Genomic DNA, 21,781 nt, shown 5'->3' on the forward strand with positions numbered 1-21,781 from the left:
ATCAGAGCGTAGCGGCCTGGCGAAGTGCCGCGCGCCGGCAGGCGCACGACAGACGGACCGCGAAAAGGCCGGCAAGCTACCAGCCCGGCGCTCCGTCCTCAAGTGTGAAGCGCGGCACAGCGCCACTGAGACATTGGTAGCAGGCGTCTGACAGTTCCGGACTTTGGTGCGAAACTGCTGCGAGCGCTCCTGCGGGGGAGCCAGTTCACTTCCGGAGTCAGCATGTCGTTGTCCAGTGGGTTGATCGCAACGGTCGCCCTGCTTTACATGGCGGTCCTGTTCGCCATCGCGTTCTATGGCGACCGCCGTCGCGCCCCTCTTTCGCCGCGTGTCCGCGCCTGGGTCTACAGCCTCTCCCTGGCGGTCTACTGCACCAGCTGGACGTTCTTTGGCGCCGTCGGCCAGGCCGCCGACCAGTTGTGGTCCTTCCTGCCGATCTATGTCGGCCCGGTGCTGCTGATGCTCTTCGCGCCCTGGGTGCTGCAGAAGATGATCATGATCAGCAAGCAGGAGAACATCACCTCGATCGCCGACTTCATCGCCGCGCGCTACGGCAAGTCGCAGGCGCTGGCGGTCGTGGTGGCGCTGATCTGCGTGGTCTGCGTGCTGCCCTACATCGCCCTGCAGCTCAAGGGCATCGTCCTTGGCGTCAACCTGCTGATCGGCGCCGGGCCCGACTCCACCGGCATCCGCGCCCAGGACACGGCCCTGATCGTGTCGCTGATCCTCGCGCTGTTCACCATCGTCTTCGGTACCCGCAACCTGGACGTCACCGAACACCACCGCGGCATGGTGCTGGCGATCGCTTTCGAATCGCTGGTCAAGCTCACCGCCTTCATCGCCGTCGGCATCTTCGTCACCTACGGCCTCTACGACGGCTTCGGCGACCTGGTCGACCAGGCCCGCGTCGCCCCGCAGCTCAACGAGTACTGGAAGGAGACCGTGCACTGGCCGGCGATGCTGCTGCAGACCGGCGTGGCGATGACGGCCATCATGTGCCTGCCGCGCCAGTTCCATGTGCTGGTGGTGGAAAACATCGAGCCGCGCGACCTCAACCTGGCGCGCTGGGTGTTCCCGATCTACCTGGTGCTGGCCGCGCTGTTCGTGGTGCCCATCGCCCTCGCCGGGCAGATGCACCTGCCCGCCGGTGTGATGCCGGATTCCTTCGTGATCAGCCTGCCGCTGGCCGAGGCACATCCGGCCCTGGCCCTGCTGGCTTTCATCGGCGGGGCTTCGGCGGCCACCGGCATGGTGATCGTGGCCAGCGTGGCGCTGTCCACCATGGTCTCCAACGACATGCTGCTGCCCTGGCTGTTGCGCCGCAAAGGCGAAGCCGAGCAGCCGTTCGAGGTGTTCCGCCACTGGCTGCTGACCGTGCGCCGGGTGAGCATCGCGCTGATCCTCTTGCTGGCCTACGTCAGCTACCGCCTGCTGGGTTCCACCGCGAGCCTCGCCACCATCGGCCAGATAGCCTTCGCCGCCATCGCCCAGCTCGGCCCGGCCATGATCGGCGCGCTGTACTGGAAGCAGGCCAACCGCCGCGGCGTGTTCGCCGGCCTCGCCGCCGGCTCGCTGCTGTGGGCCTACACCCTGGTGCTGCCGGTGGTCGCGAAGGGCCTGGGCTGGCCGCTGCAGGCCTTTCCCGGCCTTGCGTGGCTGGCCGGGCGCCCGTTCGGCCTGTCCATCGAGCCGCTGACCCTTGGCGTGCTGCTCTCGCTGATCGGTAACTTCGCGCTGTTCGGGCTGGTCTCGGTGTTCTCCCGCACCCGCGTCTCCGAGCACTGGCAGGCCAGCCGCTTCATCGGCCAGGAAATCTCCCAGAAACTCAGCTCGCGCTCGATGCTCGCGGTGCAGCTGGAAGACCTGCTGATGCTCGCCGCCCGCTTCGTCGGCGAAGAACGCGCGCGGCAGAGCTTCATCCGCTTCGCCTACCGCCAGGGCAAGGGCTTCACCCCCAGCCAGAACGCGAATGACGAGTGGATCGCGCACACCGAACGCCTGCTCGCCGGCGTGCTCGGCGCCTCCTCTGCGCGTGCCGTGGTGAAGGCCGCCATCGAAGGCCGCGAGATGCAGGTGGAGGACGTGGTGAAGATCGCCGACGAAGCCTCCGAAGTGCTGCAGTTCAACCGAGCGCTGCTGCAGGGCGCCATCGAGAACATCACCCAGGGCATCAGCGTGGTCGACCAGTCGCTGCGCCTGGTGGCCTGGAACCACCGCTACATCGAACTGTTCGAGTACCCGGACGGGCTGATCTACGTCGGTCGGCCGATTGCCGACATCATCCGCTACAACGCCGAGCGCGGCCTGTGCGGGCCCGGCGACCCCGACCTGCACGTGGCCAAGCGCCTGTACTGGATGCGCCAGGGCACGCCGCACACCTCCGAAAGGCTGTTCCCAAACGGCCGGGTGATCGAGCTGATCGGCAACCCAATGCCCGGCGGCGGCTTCGTCATGAGCTTCACCGACATCACCAACTACCGCGACGCCGAGCAGGGCCTGAAGGACGCCAACGAGAGCTTGGAACAGCGAGTGCAGGAACGCACCTTCGAGCTGTCGCAGCTCAACCAGGCGCTCACCGAGGCCAAGGGCACGGCCGAGGCGGCGAACCAGTCGAAGTCGCGCTTCCTCGCCGCGGTCAGTCACGACCTGATGCAGCCGCTGAACGCCGCGCGGCTGTTCTCCGCCGCCCTCGCCCATCAGGAAAAACTGCCCGAGGAGGCCACCGAACTGGTGCGCCACCTGGACTCGTCGCTGCGCTCGGCGGAAGACCTGATCACCGACCTGCTGGACATCTCGCGTCTCGAAGGCGGCCGCGTCAGCGCCGACGTCACGGCCTTCCCGCTGAGCAACCTGTACGACACCCTCGGTGTGGAATTCCGCGTACTGGCCCAGGAACATGGCATCGACTTCCACGTGCGCGGCAGCAAGCTGCGCGTGGAAAGCGACATCAAGCTGCTGCGCCGCGTGCTGCAGAACTTCCTCACCAACGCCTTCCGCTACGCCAAGGGTCACGTGCTCCTGGGCGTGCGCCGGGAGGCCGGGCACCTGCGCCTGGAGGTCTGGGACCACGGTCCGGGCATACCACCGGACAAGCTGCAGGTGATCTTCGAGGAATTCAAACGCCTGGACAGCCACCAGACCCGCGCCGAAAAAGGTCTGGGCCTCGGCCTGGCGATTGCCGACCGGCTGTGCAAGGTGCTCGGCCACCGCCTGGAAGTTCGCTCCTGGCCAGGCAAGGGCAGCGTGTTCAGTGTCAGCGTGCCGCTGGCGCGCCAGCCGGCCCCGGCGCCGCTCAACGGGCACAAGGTGGAAACCCCGGAACAGCTCAACGGCGCGCAGGTGCTTTGCGTCGACAACGAAGACAGCATCCTCACCGGCATGAACAGCCTGCTGACCCGCTGGGGGTGCCGTGTGCTCACCGCGCGCAGCCGCGAAGAATGCCAGGCGCTGCTGGACGAGGATGCGCGCCCGCAACTGGCGCTGATCGACTACCACCTGGACGACGGTGAACTGGGCACCGACCTCATGGCCTGGCTGCGCACCCGTTTGGGCGAGCCGGTGCCGGGCGTGGTCATCAGCGCGGATGCACGCCCGGAACTGGTGGCGCAAATTCACGCGGCCGGATTGGATTTCCTGCCCAAGCCGGTGAAGCCGGCGGCGCTGCGGGCGCTGTTGAGTCGGCATTTGAGCCTGAGATAAGTCGCCAAGCCGAGCTTTGGCAGCGGCGGCGGTTCGCGAGCAAGCTCGCTCCTACAGGTGCGGCATACGCGCTCTTCGTAGGAGCGAGCTTGCTCGCGAACCTACCCAGCGCCATCAGCAAGCCCCTCCTCAAGCCACCCGTCCCCGCCACTGCAACAACACCACCCCGGCAATGATCAGCCCGACCGCCAGCAGGCCCTCGACCGACAACCGCCGCACCGGGAATCCAGCCCAGCCGAACTGGTCGCACAACGCCGACATCAGCATTTGCCCCGCCACTACACAGGCGAGGAAGGTGGCCGCACCCAGCTGAGGCGCCAGCATTACCGCGACGGTCAGGTAGGCCGCGCCGAACAGCCCGCCCAGCCACCCCCACCACGGCGTTGTGGCGATGCCGGCTGCCGGCGGAAGCGGCACGCGAAAGGCCAGCAGCGCGATGATCACCGCCGCCAGACTCACGCCCAGGGAAGTCAGGCTGGCACTCAGCGGATGGCCCAGCTGGCGGCCGAGCAGCGAGTTGCTGCCGGCCTGCAGGGCGACCAGGCCGCCCACCCCAATGGCGGGCAACAGCAGAAGCAATTTCGACATCGAGGGTTCTCCATGGCTTGTCGATAGGCGCCAGCTTCTGCTATCCATCCAGCGCATGGAAATGAATGATCGGTACAGCACAGATGCACTCAATTCATGACTTGCGCCGCATCGACCTCAACCTGCTGGTGATCCTCGATGCCCTGCTGGACGAGCGCCACGTCTCCCGCGCGGCCGAGCGGCTGGCGATGACCCAGCCGGCGGTGAGCCATGCGCTCAATCGTCTGCGTGACCTGCTCGACGACCCGCTGCTGGTGCGCGCCGGCAACCAGATGCAGCTGACCCGCCGCGCCTTCGAACTGGCCGGGCCACTGCGTGAAGTCCTTGGCGGCGTCCGCCGGCTGGTACTGGGCGACGATTTCGACCCGACCAGCGCCGAGCTGGAATTGCGCCTGGGCATGTCCGACTACGGCGCCTGGGTGGTGCTGCCGGCCCTGCTACCGCTCCTGCGCCGCGAAGCGCCGGGCATTCACCTGGACGTGCGCCAGGCCTCGCGTGTGGGTATGGCCGAGCAGGTGGCGAGCGGCGAGCTGGATGGCGCGCTGGGGGTCTTCCCGATGTTGCGCGAAGGACTGCGGATGCAGCAGTTGTTCGAGGAACGCTTCGTCTGCCTGTGCTCAAGGGAAACCCTGGGCGCAAGACAGCGCCTGGACCTGGACGACTACCTCGCCGCCCCGCACCTGCGGGTAGCCCTGCAGCAGAGCCCGGCGGAAGAGATCGACAGTCACCTGGAAAAACTCGGCCGGCGCCGTCAGGTAGCCGCCACCGTGCCGCACTTCAGCGTCGCACCCAGCCTGCTGGCGGGCACCGATCTGGTCCTGACGATTGCCGCGCGGATGCTTCCGGACGATCTCGAAAGCCATGGCCTGACCAGCTTCGAACCGCCACTGAAACTGGCGCCTTTCGACTTCGTGCAGATCTGGTCGGATACCAGCGAGGACGAACCCGCGCGGCGCTGGCTACGGGGAAAACTGGCCGAGGTGGCCGGCCGGACCTGAGCCACTACTCCGGCGTTTCCAGCCGGCGGAGGATCTCCCCGACACGCTCGCCGAGCATCTCGTTGGCCGAGCGCTTCAGGCCGCGCGCCAGCTCCACCAGTACCACCTGCTCGGCTACCGGCCGCAGGCGCTGGAAGACTTCGGCGAGACGCTCGAGATCCGCCGCGCCGGGCAGTAGGTCGGCGCCTGGCTTGTCCACCAGATGGGTCACCACCAGCCGCACGATGCCGGCGGCCAGGTGTTCGGTGTCGGTGCGCAATACCGCCAGATGATCCAGCAGTGCCGCCAGCGGAATACCGGCGCGGTACAGCTCGACGCCGGCATTGAACAGGCGCGGGCTGGGAATGCTGATGCGCTCGCCATCGAATGCCAGCAAGCCCTGCGACAGCGCCTGGTCGATCACCGCGTCATTGAGCTCATCGCCGAAGAGTGTCTGCAGGTCGCTGAACTCGATGCTGCCGGGGGACTCCAGGTTCCACGGCCCGACGATAGCTTCGTCGAGGCCGAGCACGTGGTCCAGGTCGTGGCCATGCTCCCAGCTCTGCAGCAGCTCCTTGATATTGGCGATGTTGTAGCCGCGCTCCAGCAGGCGGTTGATCAGCCGCAGCCGGCGCAGGTGGCTGGCGAAATACACCCCGGCGCGGCCACGGCGCTCGGGCGGCGGCAGCAGGCCACGATCCTGGTACGCGCGCAGGTTGCGCACCGTGGTGCCGCCCTCGCGGGCCAGCTCATCCACCGTGTATTCGCGCTCGTCCTCCACCGCGGAAGGCGCGTCGTCCGGGCGTTGCAGCAGGCGCTGCAGAAGATTCAGGGGTGTGCTCATGGCGCGGATGATAGTCACCGTTGCGCCCTCAGAACAATCGAAAGCACTAGTCCCAAAGTGACCCGCCGCACAGCCCGGCAGCCCAACCAAAGACGGGAACTGCGCCCGCTGCAAATCCCACTCCCCTCTACAACCCGCGCCGCCAGCGGCTCCACGCCGCGGTAACACTCAGGGACCGACGCGCACAGCGTGGCGCAACGCCCGCTGATGGGTCAGCATCGATCGTGACATTGTTCAATGTCACGATAACAATAACCAGCCTGGAGAAAGTCATGTCCCAAGGCGCCTGGGTGCCCACCCAAGAAGACCTGCGGCACTTCCGCGAGACTCAGCAACTGGCCTACCGCTGCTGCGAAACCATTGCCGGCGAACTGCGCCCAGGCATCAGCGAACGCGAGACCGCCGCCCTGATGAAGACCTGGCTGCTCGATCACGGCGTGCGCGACTGGTTCCACCAGCCCTTTGCCTGGTTCGGCCCGCGCACCTCGTTCAAGGGCTTCGACGGCCTGCGCCACCTGGGCGGCTTCAACCTGGCCTTCTACCCCGGCAAGCAGCGTCTGGAGGAAGGCATGCCCTTCATCCTCGACTGCGCGCCGACCCTGGGCGCCTACACCGCCGACGTCGGCTACTCCGGCGCGCTGGGCCACAACCTGCTGGTGGAGCGCCTGATGGACGACCTGCTGGCGCACCGCAACCTGATCGTCGAACAGGTGCGCCAGCGCCTGCCGCTGGCCGAAGTCAGCCAGTCGGTCGACCGCCTCTGCCAGCGCCAGGGCACTCTGCCGCGGCACAAGGCCTACCCCTTCGAAGTGCTGGCCCACCGCGTGGAGAAACTCGGCGCGCGGGACAGCGGCCCTTCGCTGGCGCGCTTCGGCGTACGCAACATCGCCACGCTGATGAAGAACGCCCTGATCACCGGCCGCCGCGAAGGCTGGTCGCCGCTGTGGTCGAGCAATGACCGCTCGCAACACGCCCCGACGCCCGGCCTATGGGCCGTCGAGCCACACCTGGGGCTGCGCGGCGTGGGCGCCAAGTTCGAGGAGCTGCTGGTGGTCACCGACGACGATGCCTACTGGCTGGACGACGACCTGCCCCACGTGCGCCGCTGGATCGCCCGCGGCCTGATCAGCGCCCCGGCGCGGCGGGAGGTGGCATGAACGCGATGCTGGAGAGCGCGCTGCCGACGCCCGAACGCCTGGAGGTGCAGTCCGGCAACGTGCGCCTGGCCGTTTGGCGTTGGGGTGAACCGCACCTGCCGATGGTGCTGTTCGTCCACGGCTACCCGGACAACCATGAAGTCTGGCTGCCGCTGATCCGCCGGCTGTCCGGGCGCTACCAGTTGGTCGCCTACGATGTGCGTGGCGCCGGCGAATCGGACAAGCCGCGCAAGACCCGCGACTATCGCCTGGAGCTGCTCAGCCAGGACCTCAAGGCTGTGCTCGATGCGGTCAGCCCGCAGCGCGCGGTGCACCTGGTGGCTCACGACTGGGGCTCGATCCAGACCTGGGAAAGCGTCACCGATCCGCAACTGCGCGCCCGCATCGCCTCCTACACCAGCGTCTCCGGCCCCTGCCTGGACCACGTCGGCTTCTGGATGCGCGACCGCCTGCGCCGTAAGACGCCACGCGCGTTGCTGCAGATGATCAGCCAGCTGCTGCACTCCTGGTACATCTACTATTTCCACCTGCCGCTGCTGCCGTCGCTGTCGTGGCGCTTCGGCGCGGCGAAGGCCTGGCCGCAGTACCTGCGCAAGGTCGAAGGCATCCGCAACCCGGCACGCAACCCGCACCAGGCCAGCGACGGCGAGCACGGCGTGAAGCTCTACCGGGCCAACTTCATCACCTCGATCTTCAAGCCCCGCAAGCGCCATACCGAAGTGCCGGTGCAACTCATCGTGCCGACGCAAGACCGCTACGTCGGCCAGCAACTGTTCCAGCAACTCTCGCTGTGGGCACCGCGCCTGTGGCGGCGCGACGTCACCGCCGGGCACTGGCAATTGCTTGCCGAACCGACCCGCCTGGGCACCTGGATCGACGAGTTCGTCAGCCATATCGAAGGCGGCGAAGCCACGCCGGAACTGCAGCGCGCCGCGCTGAAGCCCGGCACCGGTCCGTTCGCCGGCAAGCTGGTGGTGGTCACCGGCGGGGGCGGCGGCATCGGTCGTTCGACCCTGCTGAGCTTCGCCGAACGCGGCGCCAGCGTGCTGGCCGCGGACATCGACCCGGCCGCCGCCGAGCGCAGCGCCGAACTGGCCCGCGCGGTGGGGGCCAACGCCTACAGCTATTGCGTGGACGTGGGCGACAGCGCCGCCATGGAGCGCTTCGCCCAGTGGGTGAAGAGCAGCCTCGGCGTGCCCGACGTGGTAGTCAGCAATGCCGGCATCGGCATGGCCGGGCCAATGCTCAAGACCACTCCAGAGGAATGGGAGCGCCTGCTGCGCATCAACCTGTGGAGCGTGATCGACGGCTGCCGGCTTTTCGGCAAGCAGATGGTCGAGAGCGGCAAGCCGGGGCACCTGGTCAACGTCGCCTCCGGCGTGGCCTTCGCGCCGTCGCGCAACTACCCGGCCTACGCCACCAGCAAGGCGGCGGTGCTGATGCTCAGCGAGTGCCTGCGCGCCGAACTGGCAGGCAATGGCATCGGCGTCAGCGCGGCGTGCCCGGGCTTCGTCGATACCGGCATTGTCCAGGCCACGCGCTTCGCCGGCCTGGATGACGAACAACAGGCGAAACACCGCGCGAAGGTACAGCGCTTCTACCGTCGGCGCCGGCTCAGCCCGGACACCGTTGGAGAACGCATCACCCGCGCGGTGGAACGCAACCAGCCGGTGGTGAAGGTTGGCAGCGAAGTGCACCTGGGCGCCCTGCAATGGCGCTTCATGCCCTGGCTGTCGCGCCTGTTCGCCCGCCTCAACCTGACTGCCTGAGAATCCCCATGAACGACCATCATCACAAGCTGGTGCAACGCAAGGTGCAGTTCGACTACAGCGACTCGCCACTGCACTGGATTCCCGGCGAGGCCGAGGCGTCCCACACGATCAACGTCATCCACATGATGCTGCCGGCCGGCGAGTTGTGGTTCTGCCGGCTGTACAACAAGGCCCTGCCCTTCGTGAAGGAAGGCAACCTGCGTGATGACGTGCAGGGATTCATCCGCCAGGAAGCGATGCACGCCCGCGCCCACAGCGGCGCGCTGGAGCGTTACCTGAGCCATCACGGTATCGACTCGACGCGCTACCTCAAGGTCATGGACTACCTCTTCGAACAGTTGCTCAGCGATACGCCGCTGGGCTTCACCCTGTTCAACCGCAACGCCTGGCTCAGGCGCTGGTGGATCGGCCAGCGCTGCGCCATCGTCGCGGCGGTGGAGCACTTCACCTGCGTGCTCGGCAAGTGGATCCTGGAGGCCGATGCGCTGGACCGCGCCAAGGCCGATCCGGTACTGCTGGACCTGTTCCGCTGGCACGGCGCCGAAGAGGTGGAGCACCGTAACGTCGCCCACGACCTGCACGTGCACCTGGGTGGCACCTTCGTCAGCCGCCAGCTGTGGATGTTCGTGGTCTGGCCACTGATCATCTACTTGTTCGCCTTCGGCACCCGCACCCTGTCGCGCCAGGACCCGAGCATCGCCCGACCGCGTTCCTTCGCCGCCATCTGGCGCGACGGTTCGCGCAACGGCGTGCTGCCGAAGATCAGTTCGGTGGCCACCAGCTTCCTGCGCTACTTCAAGCCCTGGTACCACCCCGACCACGAGGCCAATACCCAGGAAGCGCTGGACTATCTGGCCCGTTCGCCGGCCGCCAGCCGGGCCGCGCGCGCATCCTGAAGGCCTGTCGGCGCGCCCGCGCAGTGGATGCGCGGCGCACGGCAATCGCATACTGCGGCATCCGTTACTCGATTCAGGGACGCCGCCGTATGCCGATGGGAACCTATCCGCTTCACCCCGCCCTTTCCTCCCGCGTGGAGCGCCTGCCGGAGCAGGTGGACGTGGTCATCGCCGGCAGCGGCATCATGGGCTGTGCCACCGCGTGGCAGCTCGCCGGCCTGGGCCTGAGCGTGCTGGTGCTGGACAAGGCCGGCCTCGCCAGCCAGCAATCCACCCGCGCCTGGGGCTTCGTCCGCCAGCAGGCGCGCGACCCGGCGGAAGTGCCGCTGATGATGGCCGCCATCCCGCTGTGGGAACGTCTGGAAGAGGAGCTGCAACTACCGCTGGAATGGCGTCAGGGCGGCTGCCTGTACCTGGCCGAAACGCCGGAGCAGCAGCACAAGTACGAGGACTGGCTGAAGGTCGCCGCGAACTTCGGCCTCGGCACCCGGCTGCTGGGCCGCGCGGAAGTCGCACAGCTGATGCCGGCGCTTAGCGATCCGGCACTCGGCGCTCTCTACACCGCCAACGACGGCCAGGCCGAGCCGCGCCGCGTCGCTCCCGCCTACGCGCTGCGCGCCATCGAGCGCGGCGCCGTATTCGTCGAGGGCTGCGGCGTCACCGGCATCGACCGCGCCGCCAGCGCCATTTGCGGTGTGCAGACCGAACGCGGCTACGTGAAGACCCGGCAACTGCTGGTCTGCGCTGGCGCCAGCAGTTGGCGCCTGTTGCAGAGCCTCGGGCTGGCGCTGCCGCAACAGGCCGTGCGGTGCACCGTCTCGCGCACCAGCCCCGGTCCGGATGTCGGCGCGCAGAGTTTCATCGGCCACGGCATCGGCTTCCGCCAGCGCGCCGAAGGCAGCATCAACCTCGCCGACGAAACCCAGGCCGATATCGACCTCAACCTCGATTACCTGCGCGGAGCAAAACATTACCTGCCGCACCTGCCGGAGCACCGCGCGGGCTTCTCCTTCAAGCTCAACGGCGCGCTGTTCCACGACCTGCGCCAGCGCCTGCCCGGCTCGGAACGAAGCGTGAATGGCCCGGTCCTTGGCGAACGCGATCCGCAGGTGAAAGCCAATACCTCGCGCGTGTTCCAGGCGCAGAGCAACCTCGCCAGGGCATTCCCGGCGCTGCGCGATGTGAAGGTGGTGGAAAGCTGGGCCGGCCTGATCGACGTGCTGCCCGACGGCATCCCCGTGCTCGACGCCCCGCCGGAAGTCCCCGGCCTGCTGATCGCCACCGGGTTCTGCGGCCATGGTTTTGCGATGGGACCCATCGTCGGCCAGGTGATGAGTCAGTGGCTGCATAACGGCGAGCCGGGGATGGACCTGCATGCCTTCAGGTTGCGGCGCTTTGCCGACCGGACGGCCGGCAAGCCCTACTCGTTATTCTGAAGGATCGCTTGGCTCCTACAAGGTCATTCCCGCGCTATTCGCCCTCTTCAACCACCGGCGCGTCATCGCTCAATGCCCGCTCCAGCCACTCGGTCGGCAGGTTCTTGCTGGCCCGAGCCCCGAGTAGCTTCACCTGTTCGGCGCGACTGATCAGGTTGCCGCGTCCTTCACAGAGCTTGTTGCGCGCGGCCGCGTAAGTCTTGTCCAACTGCTGCAGGCGGGTGCCCATCTCGTCCAGGTCCTGCACAAATAGCACGAACTTGTCGTACAGCGCCCCGGCACGCTCGGCGATCTCACGGGCATTCTGGTTCTGCCGTTCCTGGCGCCAGAGGCTGTCGATCACACGCAGCGTCGCCAACAGGGTGGTCGGGCTGACGATCACGATGTTGCGCTCGAAGGCCTCCTGGAACAGGTTCGGCTCGGCCTGCAGCGCCGCCGAGAAAGCCGCTTCGATCGGCATGAACAGCAGCACGAAGTCGAGGCTGTGTAGGCCCTCCAGTCGACGGTAATCCTTGTCGGAAAGACCCTTCACATGGCTGCGCAACGACAGCACGTGCGCCTTGAGCGCCTGCTGGCGGATCAACTCGTCCTCGGCGGCGATGAACTGCTGGTAGGCGGTCAGGCTGACCTTGGCATCCACCACCACCTGCTTGTCGCCGGGCAGGCGAATCAGCACGTCCGGCTGGAAGCGCTCGCCGTCCGGCGCCCGCAGGCTGACCTGGGTTTCGTATTCGCGCCCCTTCTCCAGGCCGGCATGTTCCAGCACGCGTTCAAGCACCAGTTCGCCCCAGTTGCCCTGGGTCTTCTGGCCCTTCAGCGCGCGGGTCAGGTTGGTAGCTTCCTCGCCCAGCCGCAGGTTCAGCTGTTGCAGGCGCTCCAGCTCCTTGGTCAGCGAGAAGCGTTCGCGGGCCTCGGCCTGGTAGCTCTCCTCCACACGTTTCTCGAAGGACTGGATGCGCTCTTTCAGCGGATCCAGCAATTGCCCGAGGCGCTGCTGGCTGGACTCGGCAAAACGCTGTTCGCGCTCGTCGAAGATCTTCCCGGCCAGCTCGGCGAATTGCGCACGCAGGTCGTCCTTCGCCGCTTGCAGATCGCCCAGGCGCTGCTGGTGATTCTCCTGCTGCTCGCGCAATTCGGCGGACAGTGCCGCGTGCTCGGCGGAGAGTCGGCGCAGTTCGACTTCCTTGTCGGCACGCTCGGCCTGCCAGTCCTGCTCAGCGTTGCCCAGGCGCGCGCGCTCATCCTTGCCCAGCTCGACTTCACGGCGCAGTGCCGCCGCCTCGGCGGAGAGTTCAGCGTGCCGGCCGCTCAGGCGCTGGAAGGCCTCGCGGTCCGCCTCGGCCTGGGCGGAGAGTCCGTCCTGCGCCAGTTGCGCCATGGCGAGGCGCTCGCGCAGCAGGGTCGCCTCCTGCTCCACCTCCACCCTGCGCGCCTGCAGGCGCCAGGCGAGCACCGCCATGGGCAGCAATCCGGCGAGCGCACCGAACAACAGGGCGGAAAGATCGAGGGGCATGCAGGACTCCGGGTGTGGCAATGGATCGCGCCAGTCTAACAGTCGCCCGTGCGAGGAGCCTCGTCCGCTGTAAAGGCCTTGGAACAAGGCTCCTGAGCAAGCGCTCGGGACAATCCACAGAAGCTGTGGATAACTCAGTGGAGAACTTGCTTAAAACAGCCCATACCCCCAGTGAACTGGGGCCGTGTGACAGATTGGTGATTTTTTCACCAATCGAAATTTACTTTATTTTTCAATGAGTTAAAAAACGCAAGGAAATTCGAGAGGTGGCCAACTGCAATGTTTCGGGGACTTGACAGAGTGCGTCAGCATTGTGCACAAGTGCGCGCCACGCAACAGCCGACCGCCCCGTTTCAGGGCAGTGGATAGGAAGTGTTCTCAGGCAGACAGTGCATTCATCCGGGTACAGCGCGCGCCGGAAGCTCCGTCTCCCGACGCCGATACCCGGAGAATTTCATGCGATCTGGACCTGCCGGCGCGGCAAGCGCTGCGGCCGGATGATGCGGGGTGGATCGGGAAGCTGGACCGCCTGCCGCTCGGCGGCGCTGACCCGCGCGTAAATGCGCTCGGCAGCACTGCGGCTGTTGCAGTCGTAGAAGAACTGGTTGAGGTACACGCGCCAGCGACGATCGTCGCTGGGATGGACGGCTATCCGTATATCCATGGTCTGGCGCTCCCTGCTTGGCCATCCCGAAACATACACCGCTCGCCATGACGCGACAGTGGCAAACGATGAACGGTCAGGCCGGATGCGGCAGCCTGCCATCCACCAGATACTGCTCGCGCCGGTACAGTCGCGGGCTGTCGGGCACCTGGGCATGCTTGAAGGCGACGTACTCGGAAGTCGTCTCGCACAGCCATGGCATCAGATTGCGCGGACGCTTCTCGGTGAAGGCCGAGGGAGCGAACAACGCCACGTTTACGCCACCGTTCGGGCAACGTGCCGAACGGTATTCAAATGCCTCAACCCCCGCCTCACGCATCGCGCTGCCCAGGCCCTGGGTCACGCTGTAATCCTGAGGATCGAGCAGCGCTTCGTGTTCCCGGAAAGGCGGCAGGTGCAGGCGCACGCCCTTCTGTACCTGGAAACGCGCCTCGAAGGACGCGTGTTCGGACAGGATTCGCCCACTGGGCGGCGGTGTCGCCATCCCTTCCCACAGCACGAAGCGGTAAAAGGCCGATTCCGCCATCGCCGTTTCCAGCTTGAGCGCGCCGTAAAACAGGCTCGGCTCATGGCGCCGCCCGAAGCGCGAGCCCCAGCGCAGCGGTGGATAGCGGAATGGTGTCTTCAATAGATAGTGCAGCGGCTCGGCGGGTGGCGGCATGCGCGGCTTGCTGGTTTCCAGCAATTCCTCGAGCAACGCCTGCTCCTCCAAGGTGTCCACCAGCTGCAAAGTCGCTACCTGGCCCTGGCTTTCCACCAGGCGCACCAGGCGCCCGCGGATGGGAGCGACGACCGAATCCTCATACTTCGCCCAGAGACGGGCGCCAGCTGTGAAGGACATTCAGACCTTGCCCCGGATAGCGTCCAGGTACTCGACCACCGCAACCAATCCCTGCACCTGCTCCATCAACTGCAACGGCACGCCGCCGAGGTGACGGTTCTCGGTGCGCAGGAAGTGGCGCATGTCTTCATGATTGCCGCCAAACAGCGCGAAGAGTGCGCGGTAGATGCGCACCAACAGTAGTGCCAGCTCGCCGGTCTTGCTGTCCACCCGCAGGCCGTTCTGCTTCCAGCGACTCACCGCGCTGCGGTCCACGCCGACGATGGCAGCCAGTTCCTGCTGGGTCATTGCCAGGTGCTCGCGCGCAGTCAGCACTGCCTTCGCCAGGACGGCATCGGCAGCCGGGTTTTCCTTCAGCAGAGCGCTCATGGCAGAACTCCATTCAGTGCATTCACTGCAAACATACCATTAAATGCTGCAATCGCACAAAGACGAAACAGCGCAGCCCGACTTAGGTCGACTCACGCACGGCCTTGTATCCACGCGCTGAAAAAGTGGAAAAACTCTTTACCAGACATTTACTTCGCCTTGGCATTCATTGACGCGGTGCTGCGGTCAGATGAAGTACCCGGATCGTCCGGGACGATGAAAGTGGAAATACGTACCGCGATAGCGCTTGCGCCAGGAGAACACCATGAAGAAGTCCGTCGCCCTGCTCTGTGCCGCCCTGATGCTTGGCAGCCCGCTGGCCAGTTTCGCCCAACCTGGCCCCGGCCCGGACAACGGCCCTAACCGGCACGAAAACCGCAGGCCGCAGCAACCGCAGTACCAGCAGCACCAATCGCAACATGCGCCCCAGAGCAGTTACAACCAGCAGGCTCGCACCGGCCAGAACAACACTCACGCCTATCGCAACCCGGACTTCCGCCCGCAGCCCGGCATGCCGGTGCCCCACCGCGACTGGCGCCGCGGCGTGGTCGTGGAGCCAAACTATCGCGGCGATCGCTACTGGGTCACTGACTGGCACGCTCGCCACCTGTACGCACCGCCGCGCGACCATCGCTGGCTGTACGTCAACGGCGACTACATCCTGGTCGCCATTGCAAGCGGCGTGATCGTCAACATCCTCAGCGGTTACTGATTCATTTCAGGCGCTGTCGCTAACCATCGAGCCGCTGCCACTGCCGCCTCCCCGGCGGATCGCGTCGGCCAATGCCGCGGCGGTCTGCTGCATGGCCGCGCTGGTGCTGGCGATACGGCTCTGCAGCGCCATCAGTGCAGCGGTCCGCTCGGCGTCGGAGGAGTAATGACGCTGCTGCGCCTCCGCCAACTCGCGCTGTTCCTCCTGCAATTGCCTCTGAAGCTCCTTCAGGCGCTTCTGCAACTGTTCGACGGTCGTGCTGGCGCCTCCGGAACTACCGGAACTCTTGCTACTGGGCGCCACGCCGCCGGCTTGCAGGCGCGGGCTCTGGGCATTACTGCCGGTGTCTTCGCTGGCGGCTCCAGCCGATGCGCCGGCATCGCTCCCCACGCGAAGCTGGGTGGCAAACGTCTGGATGGCGGGGGTAATGGAAAGGCTCATGCCGGATGTCCTTTGTTCCGGGAATTCAGCCGATCTATCGGCCACAGCGGGAAAATCTTGAAAGCTCCTTCGCACAGGCTGGCAAAGCTCCTAGGATAGGCGCCTTTATTTCCCAGCCTGTCGCCATGGACAAGAAACGCGCCTACCAACTGATCCTCGCTCGCCTCGCCGAAGACCTGGAGATCGCCGTGCGCGCCGCGCAAACGGCCCACGAGACCGCGACCCACGAGGAGAACATTGCCGAAAACAAGTACGACACGCTCGGCCTGGAAGCGGCTTACCTCGCCGCCGGCCAGTCGCGCCGCGTGGAGGAGATCCGCCACGCCCTGGCGCTGTTCGAGAACCTGCAGCTACGCGACTTCGATGAAGAACAAGGCATCCAGACCAGCGCCCTCGTGCAACTGGTCAACGAGCAGGACCAGCAGCGCTGGATCTTCCTCGGCCCGGACGGCGCCGGCCTCAAGGTGCAATTAGAAGGCAACGAAATCCTCGTCATCACTACCCGTGCCCCACTGGGCAGCGCCCTCCTTCATCGCCACCCCGGCGACGAAGTGGAAGTCGGCACCGGCAGCGCTCGTCAGCGCTACGAAATCCTCGACGCCCACTGACAGGCCATGCGTCCGGCTGCCGCAAAGCAGTCGAGAGCATCGATGAAAAATCTGAGCGGAACAGACAATACCCGGCACGCCGGCTGACGCAGACTAAGCTTCAAGGCCACACCCCATCCCTATCGGCCTCAAGGAGAAGCACCATGCTGTTCAACTGGTCCGAATACGTCCCCGCCGTGAAGAAAGCCTTCGGCGCGCTGGGCAAGAAACACCCGAAGATGATCGCCGCCTACCAGGCTCTGGAAGCTGCCGCCGCGGACGGCGACGCCCTGGACGCCAAGACCCGCGAACTGATCGCCATCGCTGTGGCCATCACCACCCGCTGCGACGGGTGCATCGGCGTCCACGCCGAAGCCGCACGCAAGGCCGGCGCCACCGAGGCCGAGATCGCCCAGACCCTGGCCACCGCCATTTCCCTCAATGCCGGCGCCGCCTACATCTACTCCCTGCGCGCCCTCGAAGCCTACGAGTCCGCCGCCGCTCCGAAGTAAGTCATCGCCCGCGACGCCCTCAAGTGTCGCGGGCCTGCCCCTTTCCCTCCACGGCACATATGGGTTATCAGTGGCGCTCCACACATCTAAGCCTGCGCCAATGCCACAGCCCACTCTCGGTTTCTGGAAATTCACTTTCGCCATCGCCGCCGGAATCTGGCTCGGCTGCCTGGCCGTCGCCGCGACCGCCTGGCTAATCTGGCCCGACCTCCCGCCCGCAGTCGTCTCCCGCCTCGCGCAACCACCCGCGGCAACTCCCACCAGTCCCCCGCCGCCGAACAGCAACGAAGAAATGTTCCAGCAGTATCTGCAACGCCAGCAGGCCATGCAGGAACAGCAGAATCGACAAGTGAAGAAATCGGAGCAGGAAAAGCGCTTCAGCAGCGCGCCGTGCCAATTCTGGCGGCAGCAGTACCAGGCGAATCCCACGCAGGGGAATCGAGAGAAGATGGATGGGTATTGCGGGTGATGGCGTACGGGATGGGATTTTCAGAGCGCAGAAAAGACAAAGCCCCTGAAACTCTAAGAATTTCAGGGGCTTCAGCCATTGCAATAATGGCGGAGAGATAGGGATTTGAACCCTAGGAACTGTTGCCAGTTCAACGGATTTCGAATCCGTTTTTTACCCTTATTTTACGGGCTCTCCAGAATCGCGACCCAGCAATTACGGGGCATTCACGCATCTTCATTCATGACCATGATGCAACGTTTGGGGGATTCATTCCCCCAGAATTCCCCCATCCCGCCCGTCCCGGGCAACCTCTTCCCTCCCCTTGATCGCTTCACGTAAGCTGTATATCCATACAGCACAATTGGTATACCGCAATGCCGGTTCGCATCATCGTCTGCGGATCCGACCGCTACGAGAACCGAGACCATGTCCGCGTCGCTCTCGATCACGTCCATGAATTGCGAGACGTCCGGACGATAATCCTGACCAGTTCGCTCGGCGTCGCGCAGTTCGCACGAGCCTGGGCAAGGTATGCCCGTGCTGAAGTCATTGCCTGCAGCAGCGTCGCAGAAATGTTTCAGCACCAGCCCAACGGAGTCGTGGCCTTTCCTGGTGGCTCGCACACACGCGCGACGCTTTATGCAGCCGGTCGGGCCGGAATCCCTGTGTACGTCGCTCCCCCGCATGGCGTGCTGCATGACGGCTATTGCGCGCTGATGCCGCCGCCCGGGTCCAATCAGCGATGAACCCAGAACTGTCCCAGTGGCACACTAAGCTCAACAGCCGGTGTGACCTGATGTCTCATCCCGAAGAACACCGCCAGGCACTGACCGACGGTGCTCGGGGTCTGCTCGCCCGGGGTGTGATCACTCCTGACGAATGGCTTGAGCTCTGCGACCTGGTCACTGGCGCCTACTCCTTCGCCATCGAGCAGCGCGCCGCCGAACTGTTCCACCAGTCATCCGCTTACGAGGTCTTCGATTCCGACTGGAACAAGGTCGGTACGGTAACGCGGAGCGTTCTGCTGTTCAGCGGCGCAAGGTGGCCGCTGCTGATCCGGTACGGCGACGAGGGGCTACTGCAAGCCTTTAGCGGCCCAGCATTCAACTGCCTATCAGCCACACTGCAAGGTCTAGCGCTGATGATGGAGAACGGACGGCGATTCACCCTGGTTGAGGTCGGCCGCTACCTGGATGGCGGAGTATTCGTCGAGGCGATCACCGATCCCGAGGACTTCCTGCTGGTGCTTCATGCCGCGGCGGCGGCGCGCGAGGACAGCGACCTGGCCAGAGCGCGACACCTCCAGCAGCGGGCGCGAGTGAGCCCATTCCGGGTCTGCCCTGCCTGCCGGGCCAACTTCGCCATTTTGGACGAATGTACCCGGTGCGCCGGGCTAGGCTTCATTCGGGTTACGGTTTGAGGGTCTGGGAATGTGCGGGAGATACGTGACGCCAGAGGAAGCCGCTATGGAGCGGTACTGGCATATCGGGCGGGGGAACGCCGGGCGCTGGATTGATCGGGCTTACAACGTCGCGCCGACCAGTCAGGTGCCCATGGTGCTCCTGAACGAGAAGGGAGAGCAGGAAGTAGTGGCCGCCCGCTGGGGGCTGATCCCGTTCTGGTGGAAGAAGGACAAGTTGCCGCCGATGACCTTCAACGCACGGAGCGAAGAGGCACCAACGAAGCCAATGTGGAGGGACGCGATCAGGCGCAAGCGCTGCCTGATGCCGGCGGCGGGCTGGTACGAGTGGAACGAGAAGGAACCGGTCAAGAACAGTGCCGGCCGCGCCGTGAACCAGCCCTACTACCACCACGCCATAGACAACGGCGTGCTAGCGATCGCCGGCATTTGGTCGACCTGGACGCCGCCGGATGGTGAACCGCTCACGTCATGCGCGCTGCTGACCAAGGAGGCTGAGGGCCTGGTTGCCGCCGTGCACCATCGGATGCCTGTGATCCTGACGCCGGAACAGTGGGCGACCTGGTTGTCGCCGGAGACCTCGCTCGAGCAGGCGTATGACACCATCGCCCTCGCCCGTCAGGACTTCGAGGCCTACCGGATATCAACGGCGGTGGGCAGCGTCAGGAACCAGGGCGCGCAGCTGATCAAACCCCTTTAGATCAACGACGGTTGTACTCGTCGATGACGCCCTGACGCAGATCTTCACCACCTTGCTGATAAGCACCGTCTACAAGCCGGCGAACCTCATCAGCGGAATAGCTTTGTCCCGACGATCCGGAGCCACTGTATTTCGCCCGCCGGGCCTTCTCAGCTCTCTCGCGGCGCTTCTGTGGCTCGTTCATGACATCCAGCACCCAAAGGGCGCCTGAACCGATTTTCGCCAGCCAGCCTTTTGATGCGACAACCTTGCCCTTGCTCACTGTGGAACTCCCTCTCTGAAACTATCTGTGCCAGCACGCTATCACGAAGTTGCCGGCAAGTCGGGCTCACTCGTACTTGGCAATTCCGCGACCGATGGGGCGCCACTCTTCTTGCGGAGCGCTTGCGGTCAGAAGGGCGAACATCTCAACCTCCTGCCCTTCCTTCGGCTCGGCCGGCGAAAGCGCGGCGTGGCGGCCAGCCTGAAGCCCTTTGAACATCTCGGAGTTGGCGGCGACGTGGAAGTCCCAGACGCCGTACTGGCCGGACTTGGTGACCAAGCGCTCCAGTTGAAGGCGGGTCCCGCCATTCACTTTGATTTTCAGCATGCCGACCTCCTGTGATCAAGGCGGCGATCATAACCGAAGCGGCGTCGTCGACTATGATCTAAGCGCCACACACCAAAGGAGCCACAACATGTCACAAGGAATCTTCCACGTTCAGTTTCGATCAAGCATTGGCGATCACGGAGACGGTCTAGTAGTAATCACTGATGGACACGTCAACGGTGGAGACGCTCACTTCCTCTACCAAGGCATTATCCCAGCGGCTACGGGTGAAGTCTCAGCCCGGCTCACCGTTTCGAAATGGCGAGGAGGAAACACATCCGTGGTGAAGATCGACAACTACGCGCTGGACGTGAAAGGCCACGTTGATTACGAGAACGGAACTCTGAATTTGAACGGTACCGTGGTCGGTCACTCCAACCTCACCATTGGCATTGAAGGCAGGAAGGTTGCCAACACGGTCTAATCACTGTCGCCGGGTGTGATCCACCCGGCATCCTCTCAGCGGCAGGCCTGGACCGCCGCGACCAACTGCAGCTCGTAGCCCTTCCGCTGCTCCAGCTCGGCCAGCAGCGCACGCACCTTGGTCTGTAGGCTGTCGCCCTTCTGCAGCGATGCCGTTGCCCAGGACGGCACCTCGACTGCTGGCGCCCGGCACGGGACCACCACCGGAACCTCCACGCGCACCGTGCGCGGCTCAGGCTCGGCCTGGCCAGCGCATCCCGCCAGCGCGACAACCAACACCAGAAGCCACTTCATAGACCCAACTCCTTGTCGATCAGCGCCTCGGCCACGGCGGCCGGGTCGCCCTCGGCGCGCTCCTGCTGCAGCCGCTGGGCGGCGGCGTAGTGCTGGCCGGCTTGCTGCTGGGCGGCGGCGACCGCCTGGGCCGCCTTCGCCTGCCGCTGCTCGGCCTGGTTGGCCAGCTCGCCAAGCTTGGCCCCCTGCTCGGTGACCAGCGCCAGCACATTGTCGCGCGCCGCAGTGCACGCCGTTAGCTTTTCGCCCTGGTCCTTGAGTTGCGGGGCGTATTGCTCAGAACTGAGCCATACCCCGCCGGCGGCGCCGATCCCGATCAGAAGTGCCGCGGCGAGCGCCAGCGCTGCTGCCTTCCACCCGCCAGTCACTGGACAACCTCCAGCGCCGCGGCGTAGTTCGCCGCCCACTTCTTCCGCAGGGCTGCGCGTTGCGCTGCATCGCCTCGGGTGTAAGCCCCTGGCCTCCAGGTGCGGAGGTACAGATCCCAGGCGCCGGACTCATCTCCAAGCTCCGGCAGGCGTGCCGGGTCGGTGTACAGCAGCAAGCGCGCCAGGCCGGCAGCGAGGATGTCGTCACGCTCGATGGCCACCCATATCTCTGGCGCGGCCGGCACTACGCCACGACCTACGCACAGGCCTACAGCGAGATCGCGCACGCCTTGGATGCGGTAGTTCAGTAGGCCAGTGATCATGCCGCCGCCCTGCTCCGCCTGCCAGAGCGAGCGGGCCGGGCCAGTCGGCCACTGTCGGCGCCGCTGGTCCGGGTCTTCCTGGCGCGTGATCGCCAGCAGCATGACGACAGCCTGCGGGCTTTCCATTCTCGCAGGCAGCAGCAACAGCGCCGGCTCGATGATCGAGCGGCGTATCTCTCGCAGATTCATAGGGGCTCCAGAAACG

26 protein-coding genes are annotated in these 21,781 nt (G+C 65.4%); 14 read left to right on the forward strand and 12 right to left on the reverse strand.

Annotation, left to right across the window (positions count from 1 at the left end):
- The first annotated feature begins 222 nt into the window (after positions 1-222).
- The gene (locus IB274_RS02195; protein WP_192430461.1) at positions 223-3,699 is read left to right on the forward strand and encodes a PAS domain-containing hybrid sensor histidine kinase/response regulator; all 3,477 of its coding nucleotides are present in this window, start codon (positions 223-225) and stop codon (positions 3,697-3,699) included.
- A gap of 129 nt (positions 3,700-3,828) precedes the next feature.
- On the opposite strand, the gene IB274_RS02200 is transcribed toward IB274_RS02195, so the two are convergent.
- Positions 3,829-4,287, reverse strand: coding sequence for a DMT family transporter (locus IB274_RS02200; RefSeq protein WP_192430462.1), 459 nt, complete (start codon positions 4,285-4,287; stop codon positions 3,829-3,831).
- 83 nt (positions 4,288-4,370) lie between these two features.
- Between IB274_RS02200 and IB274_RS02205 the strand changes: the two genes are divergently transcribed.
- Positions 4,371-5,285, forward strand: coding sequence for a LysR family transcriptional regulator (locus IB274_RS02205; RefSeq protein ID WP_192430904.1), 915 nt, complete (start codon positions 4,371-4,373; stop codon positions 5,283-5,285).
- Between the two features lie 4 nt (positions 5,286-5,289).
- On the opposite strand, the gene IB274_RS02210 is transcribed toward IB274_RS02205, so the two are convergent.
- The gene (locus tag IB274_RS02210; protein WP_318652846.1) at positions 5,290-5,988 is read right to left on the reverse strand and encodes a MerR family transcriptional regulator; all 699 of its coding nucleotides are present in this window, start codon (positions 5,986-5,988) and stop codon (positions 5,290-5,292) included.
- 392 nt (positions 5,989-6,380) lie between these two features.
- On the opposite strand from IB274_RS02210, the gene IB274_RS02215 reads away from it, so the two are divergent.
- The 4 genes from IB274_RS02215 (at position 6,381) to IB274_RS02230 (ending at position 11,369) form a co-directional block, all read left to right on the forward strand.
- A complete protein-coding gene (locus IB274_RS02215; protein WP_192430463.1) occupies positions 6,381-7,265 on the forward strand; it encodes a M24 family metallopeptidase in 885 nt (294 codons plus the stop codon).
- On the forward strand, positions 7,262-9,034 hold the full coding sequence (locus IB274_RS02220; protein ID WP_192430464.1) for an SDR family oxidoreductase: 1,773 nt from the start codon (positions 7,262-7,264) through the stop codon (positions 9,032-9,034). The genes IB274_RS02215 and IB274_RS02220 overlap by 4 nt, the downstream gene beginning before the upstream one ends.
- A gap of 8 nt (positions 9,035-9,042) precedes the next feature.
- Positions 9,043-9,933 (forward strand): metal-dependent hydrolase, encoded by an 891-nt coding sequence (locus IB274_RS02225; protein ID WP_192430465.1) that lies wholly within the window; start codon positions 9,043-9,045, stop codon positions 9,931-9,933.
- An 89-nt stretch (positions 9,934-10,022) separates the two neighbouring features.
- Positions 10,023-11,369 carry an NAD(P)/FAD-dependent oxidoreductase gene (locus tag IB274_RS02230; RefSeq protein ID WP_192430466.1) on the forward strand — a complete coding sequence of 449 codons (1,347 nt, stop codon included), beginning with the start codon at positions 10,023-10,025 and terminating at the stop codon, positions 11,367-11,369.
- Between the two features lie 34 nt (positions 11,370-11,403).
- Here the strand turns inward: IB274_RS02230 and rmuC are convergent, their stop codons facing one another.
- The 4 genes from rmuC to IB274_RS02250 form a co-directional block, all read right to left on the reverse strand.
- Positions 11,404-12,768 carry a DNA recombination protein RmuC gene (gene rmuC / locus IB274_RS02235; protein ID WP_192430906.1) on the reverse strand — a complete coding sequence of 455 codons (1,365 nt, stop codon included), beginning with the start codon at positions 12,766-12,768 and terminating at the stop codon, positions 11,404-11,406.
- Positions 12,769-13,336: 568 nt separating this feature from the next.
- Positions 13,337-13,546 carry a hypothetical protein gene (locus IB274_RS02240; protein WP_192430467.1) on the reverse strand — a complete coding sequence of 70 codons (210 nt, stop codon included), beginning with the start codon at positions 13,544-13,546 and terminating at the stop codon, positions 13,337-13,339.
- A 76-nt stretch (positions 13,547-13,622) separates the two neighbouring features.
- Positions 13,623-14,387, reverse strand: coding sequence for an RES family NAD+ phosphorylase (locus tag IB274_RS02245; protein WP_192430468.1), 765 nt, complete (start codon positions 14,385-14,387; stop codon positions 13,623-13,625).
- Positions 14,388-14,756: an antitoxin Xre/MbcA/ParS toxin-binding domain-containing protein gene (locus IB274_RS02250; RefSeq protein WP_192430469.1), complete on the reverse strand. Its 369-nt coding sequence runs from the start codon at positions 14,754-14,756 to the stop codon at positions 14,388-14,390.
- A gap of 265 nt (positions 14,757-15,021) precedes the next feature.
- Here IB274_RS02250 and IB274_RS02255 point away from each other — a divergent pair, with 265 nt between their 5' ends.
- Entirely contained in the window at positions 15,022-15,468 is a 447-nt protein-coding gene (locus tag IB274_RS02255) for an RcnB family protein (protein WP_192430470.1), read from the forward strand.
- Between the two features lie 6 nt (positions 15,469-15,474).
- On the opposite strand, the gene IB274_RS02260 is transcribed toward IB274_RS02255, so the two are convergent.
- The gene (locus tag IB274_RS02260) at positions 15,475-15,909 is read right to left on the reverse strand and encodes a hypothetical protein (protein ID WP_192430471.1); all 435 of its coding nucleotides are present in this window, start codon (positions 15,907-15,909) and stop codon (positions 15,475-15,477) included.
- Between the two features lie 125 nt (positions 15,910-16,034).
- On the opposite strand from IB274_RS02260, the gene IB274_RS02265 reads away from it, so the two are divergent.
- From IB274_RS02265 to IB274_RS02290, 6 genes are all read left to right on the forward strand, one after another.
- Positions 16,035-16,517, forward strand: a complete 483-nt coding sequence (locus IB274_RS02265) for a GreA/GreB family elongation factor (RefSeq protein WP_192430472.1) — start codon at positions 16,035-16,037, stop codon at positions 16,515-16,517.
- Positions 16,518-16,660: 143 nt separating this feature from the next.
- On the forward strand, positions 16,661-17,008 hold the full coding sequence (locus IB274_RS02270) for a carboxymuconolactone decarboxylase family protein (protein ID WP_017522075.1): 348 nt from the start codon (positions 16,661-16,663) through the stop codon (positions 17,006-17,008).
- Between the two features lie 100 nt (positions 17,009-17,108).
- Positions 17,109-17,477: a hypothetical protein gene (locus IB274_RS02275; protein ID WP_192430473.1), complete on the forward strand. Its 369-nt coding sequence runs from the start codon at positions 17,109-17,111 to the stop codon at positions 17,475-17,477.
- A 356-nt stretch (positions 17,478-17,833) separates the two neighbouring features.
- A complete protein-coding gene (locus tag IB274_RS30040) occupies positions 17,834-18,205 on the forward strand; it encodes an SLOG family protein (RefSeq protein ID WP_192430474.1) in 372 nt (123 codons plus the stop codon).
- A 50-nt stretch (positions 18,206-18,255) separates the two neighbouring features.
- Positions 18,256-18,879: a hypothetical protein gene (locus IB274_RS02285; protein ID WP_192430475.1), complete on the forward strand. Its 624-nt coding sequence runs from the start codon at positions 18,256-18,258 to the stop codon at positions 18,877-18,879.
- A gap of 10 nt (positions 18,880-18,889) precedes the next feature.
- Positions 18,890-19,579 (forward strand): SOS response-associated peptidase, encoded by a 690-nt coding sequence (locus IB274_RS02290; RefSeq protein ID WP_192430476.1) that lies wholly within the window; start codon positions 18,890-18,892, stop codon positions 19,577-19,579.
- 1 nt (position 19,580) lies between these two features.
- Here the strand turns inward: IB274_RS02290 and IB274_RS02295 are convergent, their stop codons facing one another.
- Both IB274_RS02295 and IB274_RS02300 read right to left on the reverse strand, forming a co-directional pair.
- A complete protein-coding gene (locus IB274_RS02295; protein ID WP_192430477.1) occupies positions 19,581-19,841 on the reverse strand; it encodes a hypothetical protein in 261 nt (86 codons plus the stop codon).
- Between the two features lie 66 nt (positions 19,842-19,907).
- Complete coding sequence (locus IB274_RS02300) at positions 19,908-20,168, reverse strand: hypothetical protein (protein ID WP_192430478.1); 261 nt, start codon at positions 20,166-20,168, stop codon at positions 19,908-19,910.
- A gap of 88 nt (positions 20,169-20,256) precedes the next feature.
- Here IB274_RS02300 and IB274_RS02305 point away from each other — a divergent pair, with 88 nt between their 5' ends.
- Complete coding sequence (locus tag IB274_RS02305) at positions 20,257-20,592, forward strand: GrlR family regulatory protein (RefSeq protein ID WP_192430479.1); 336 nt, start codon at positions 20,257-20,259, stop codon at positions 20,590-20,592.
- Between the two features lie 35 nt (positions 20,593-20,627).
- On the opposite strand, the gene IB274_RS02310 is transcribed toward IB274_RS02305, so the two are convergent.
- Genes IB274_RS02310 through IB274_RS02320 form a run of 3 tightly spaced genes read right to left on the reverse strand, consistent with a single transcriptional unit; the run spans position 20,628 to position 21,765 of the window.
- Positions 20,628-20,885 (reverse strand): hypothetical protein, encoded by a 258-nt coding sequence (locus IB274_RS02310; protein ID WP_192430480.1) that lies wholly within the window; start codon positions 20,883-20,885, stop codon positions 20,628-20,630.
- Complete coding sequence (locus IB274_RS02315) at positions 20,882-21,253, reverse strand: hypothetical protein (RefSeq protein WP_192430481.1); 372 nt, start codon at positions 21,251-21,253, stop codon at positions 20,882-20,884. Before IB274_RS02315 ends, IB274_RS02310 begins: the two co-directional genes overlap by 4 nt.
- A complete protein-coding gene (locus IB274_RS02320; RefSeq protein WP_192430482.1) occupies positions 21,250-21,765 on the reverse strand; it encodes a hypothetical protein in 516 nt (171 codons plus the stop codon). Before IB274_RS02320 ends, IB274_RS02315 begins: the two co-directional genes overlap by 4 nt.
- Between the last annotated feature and the right edge of the window lie 16 nt (positions 21,766-21,781).

Origin of the sequence: Pseudomonas sp. PDM18, assembly GCF_014852585.1 — a bacterium.
Taxonomy (GTDB): Bacteria; Pseudomonadota; Gammaproteobacteria; order Pseudomonadales; family Pseudomonadaceae; genus Pseudomonas.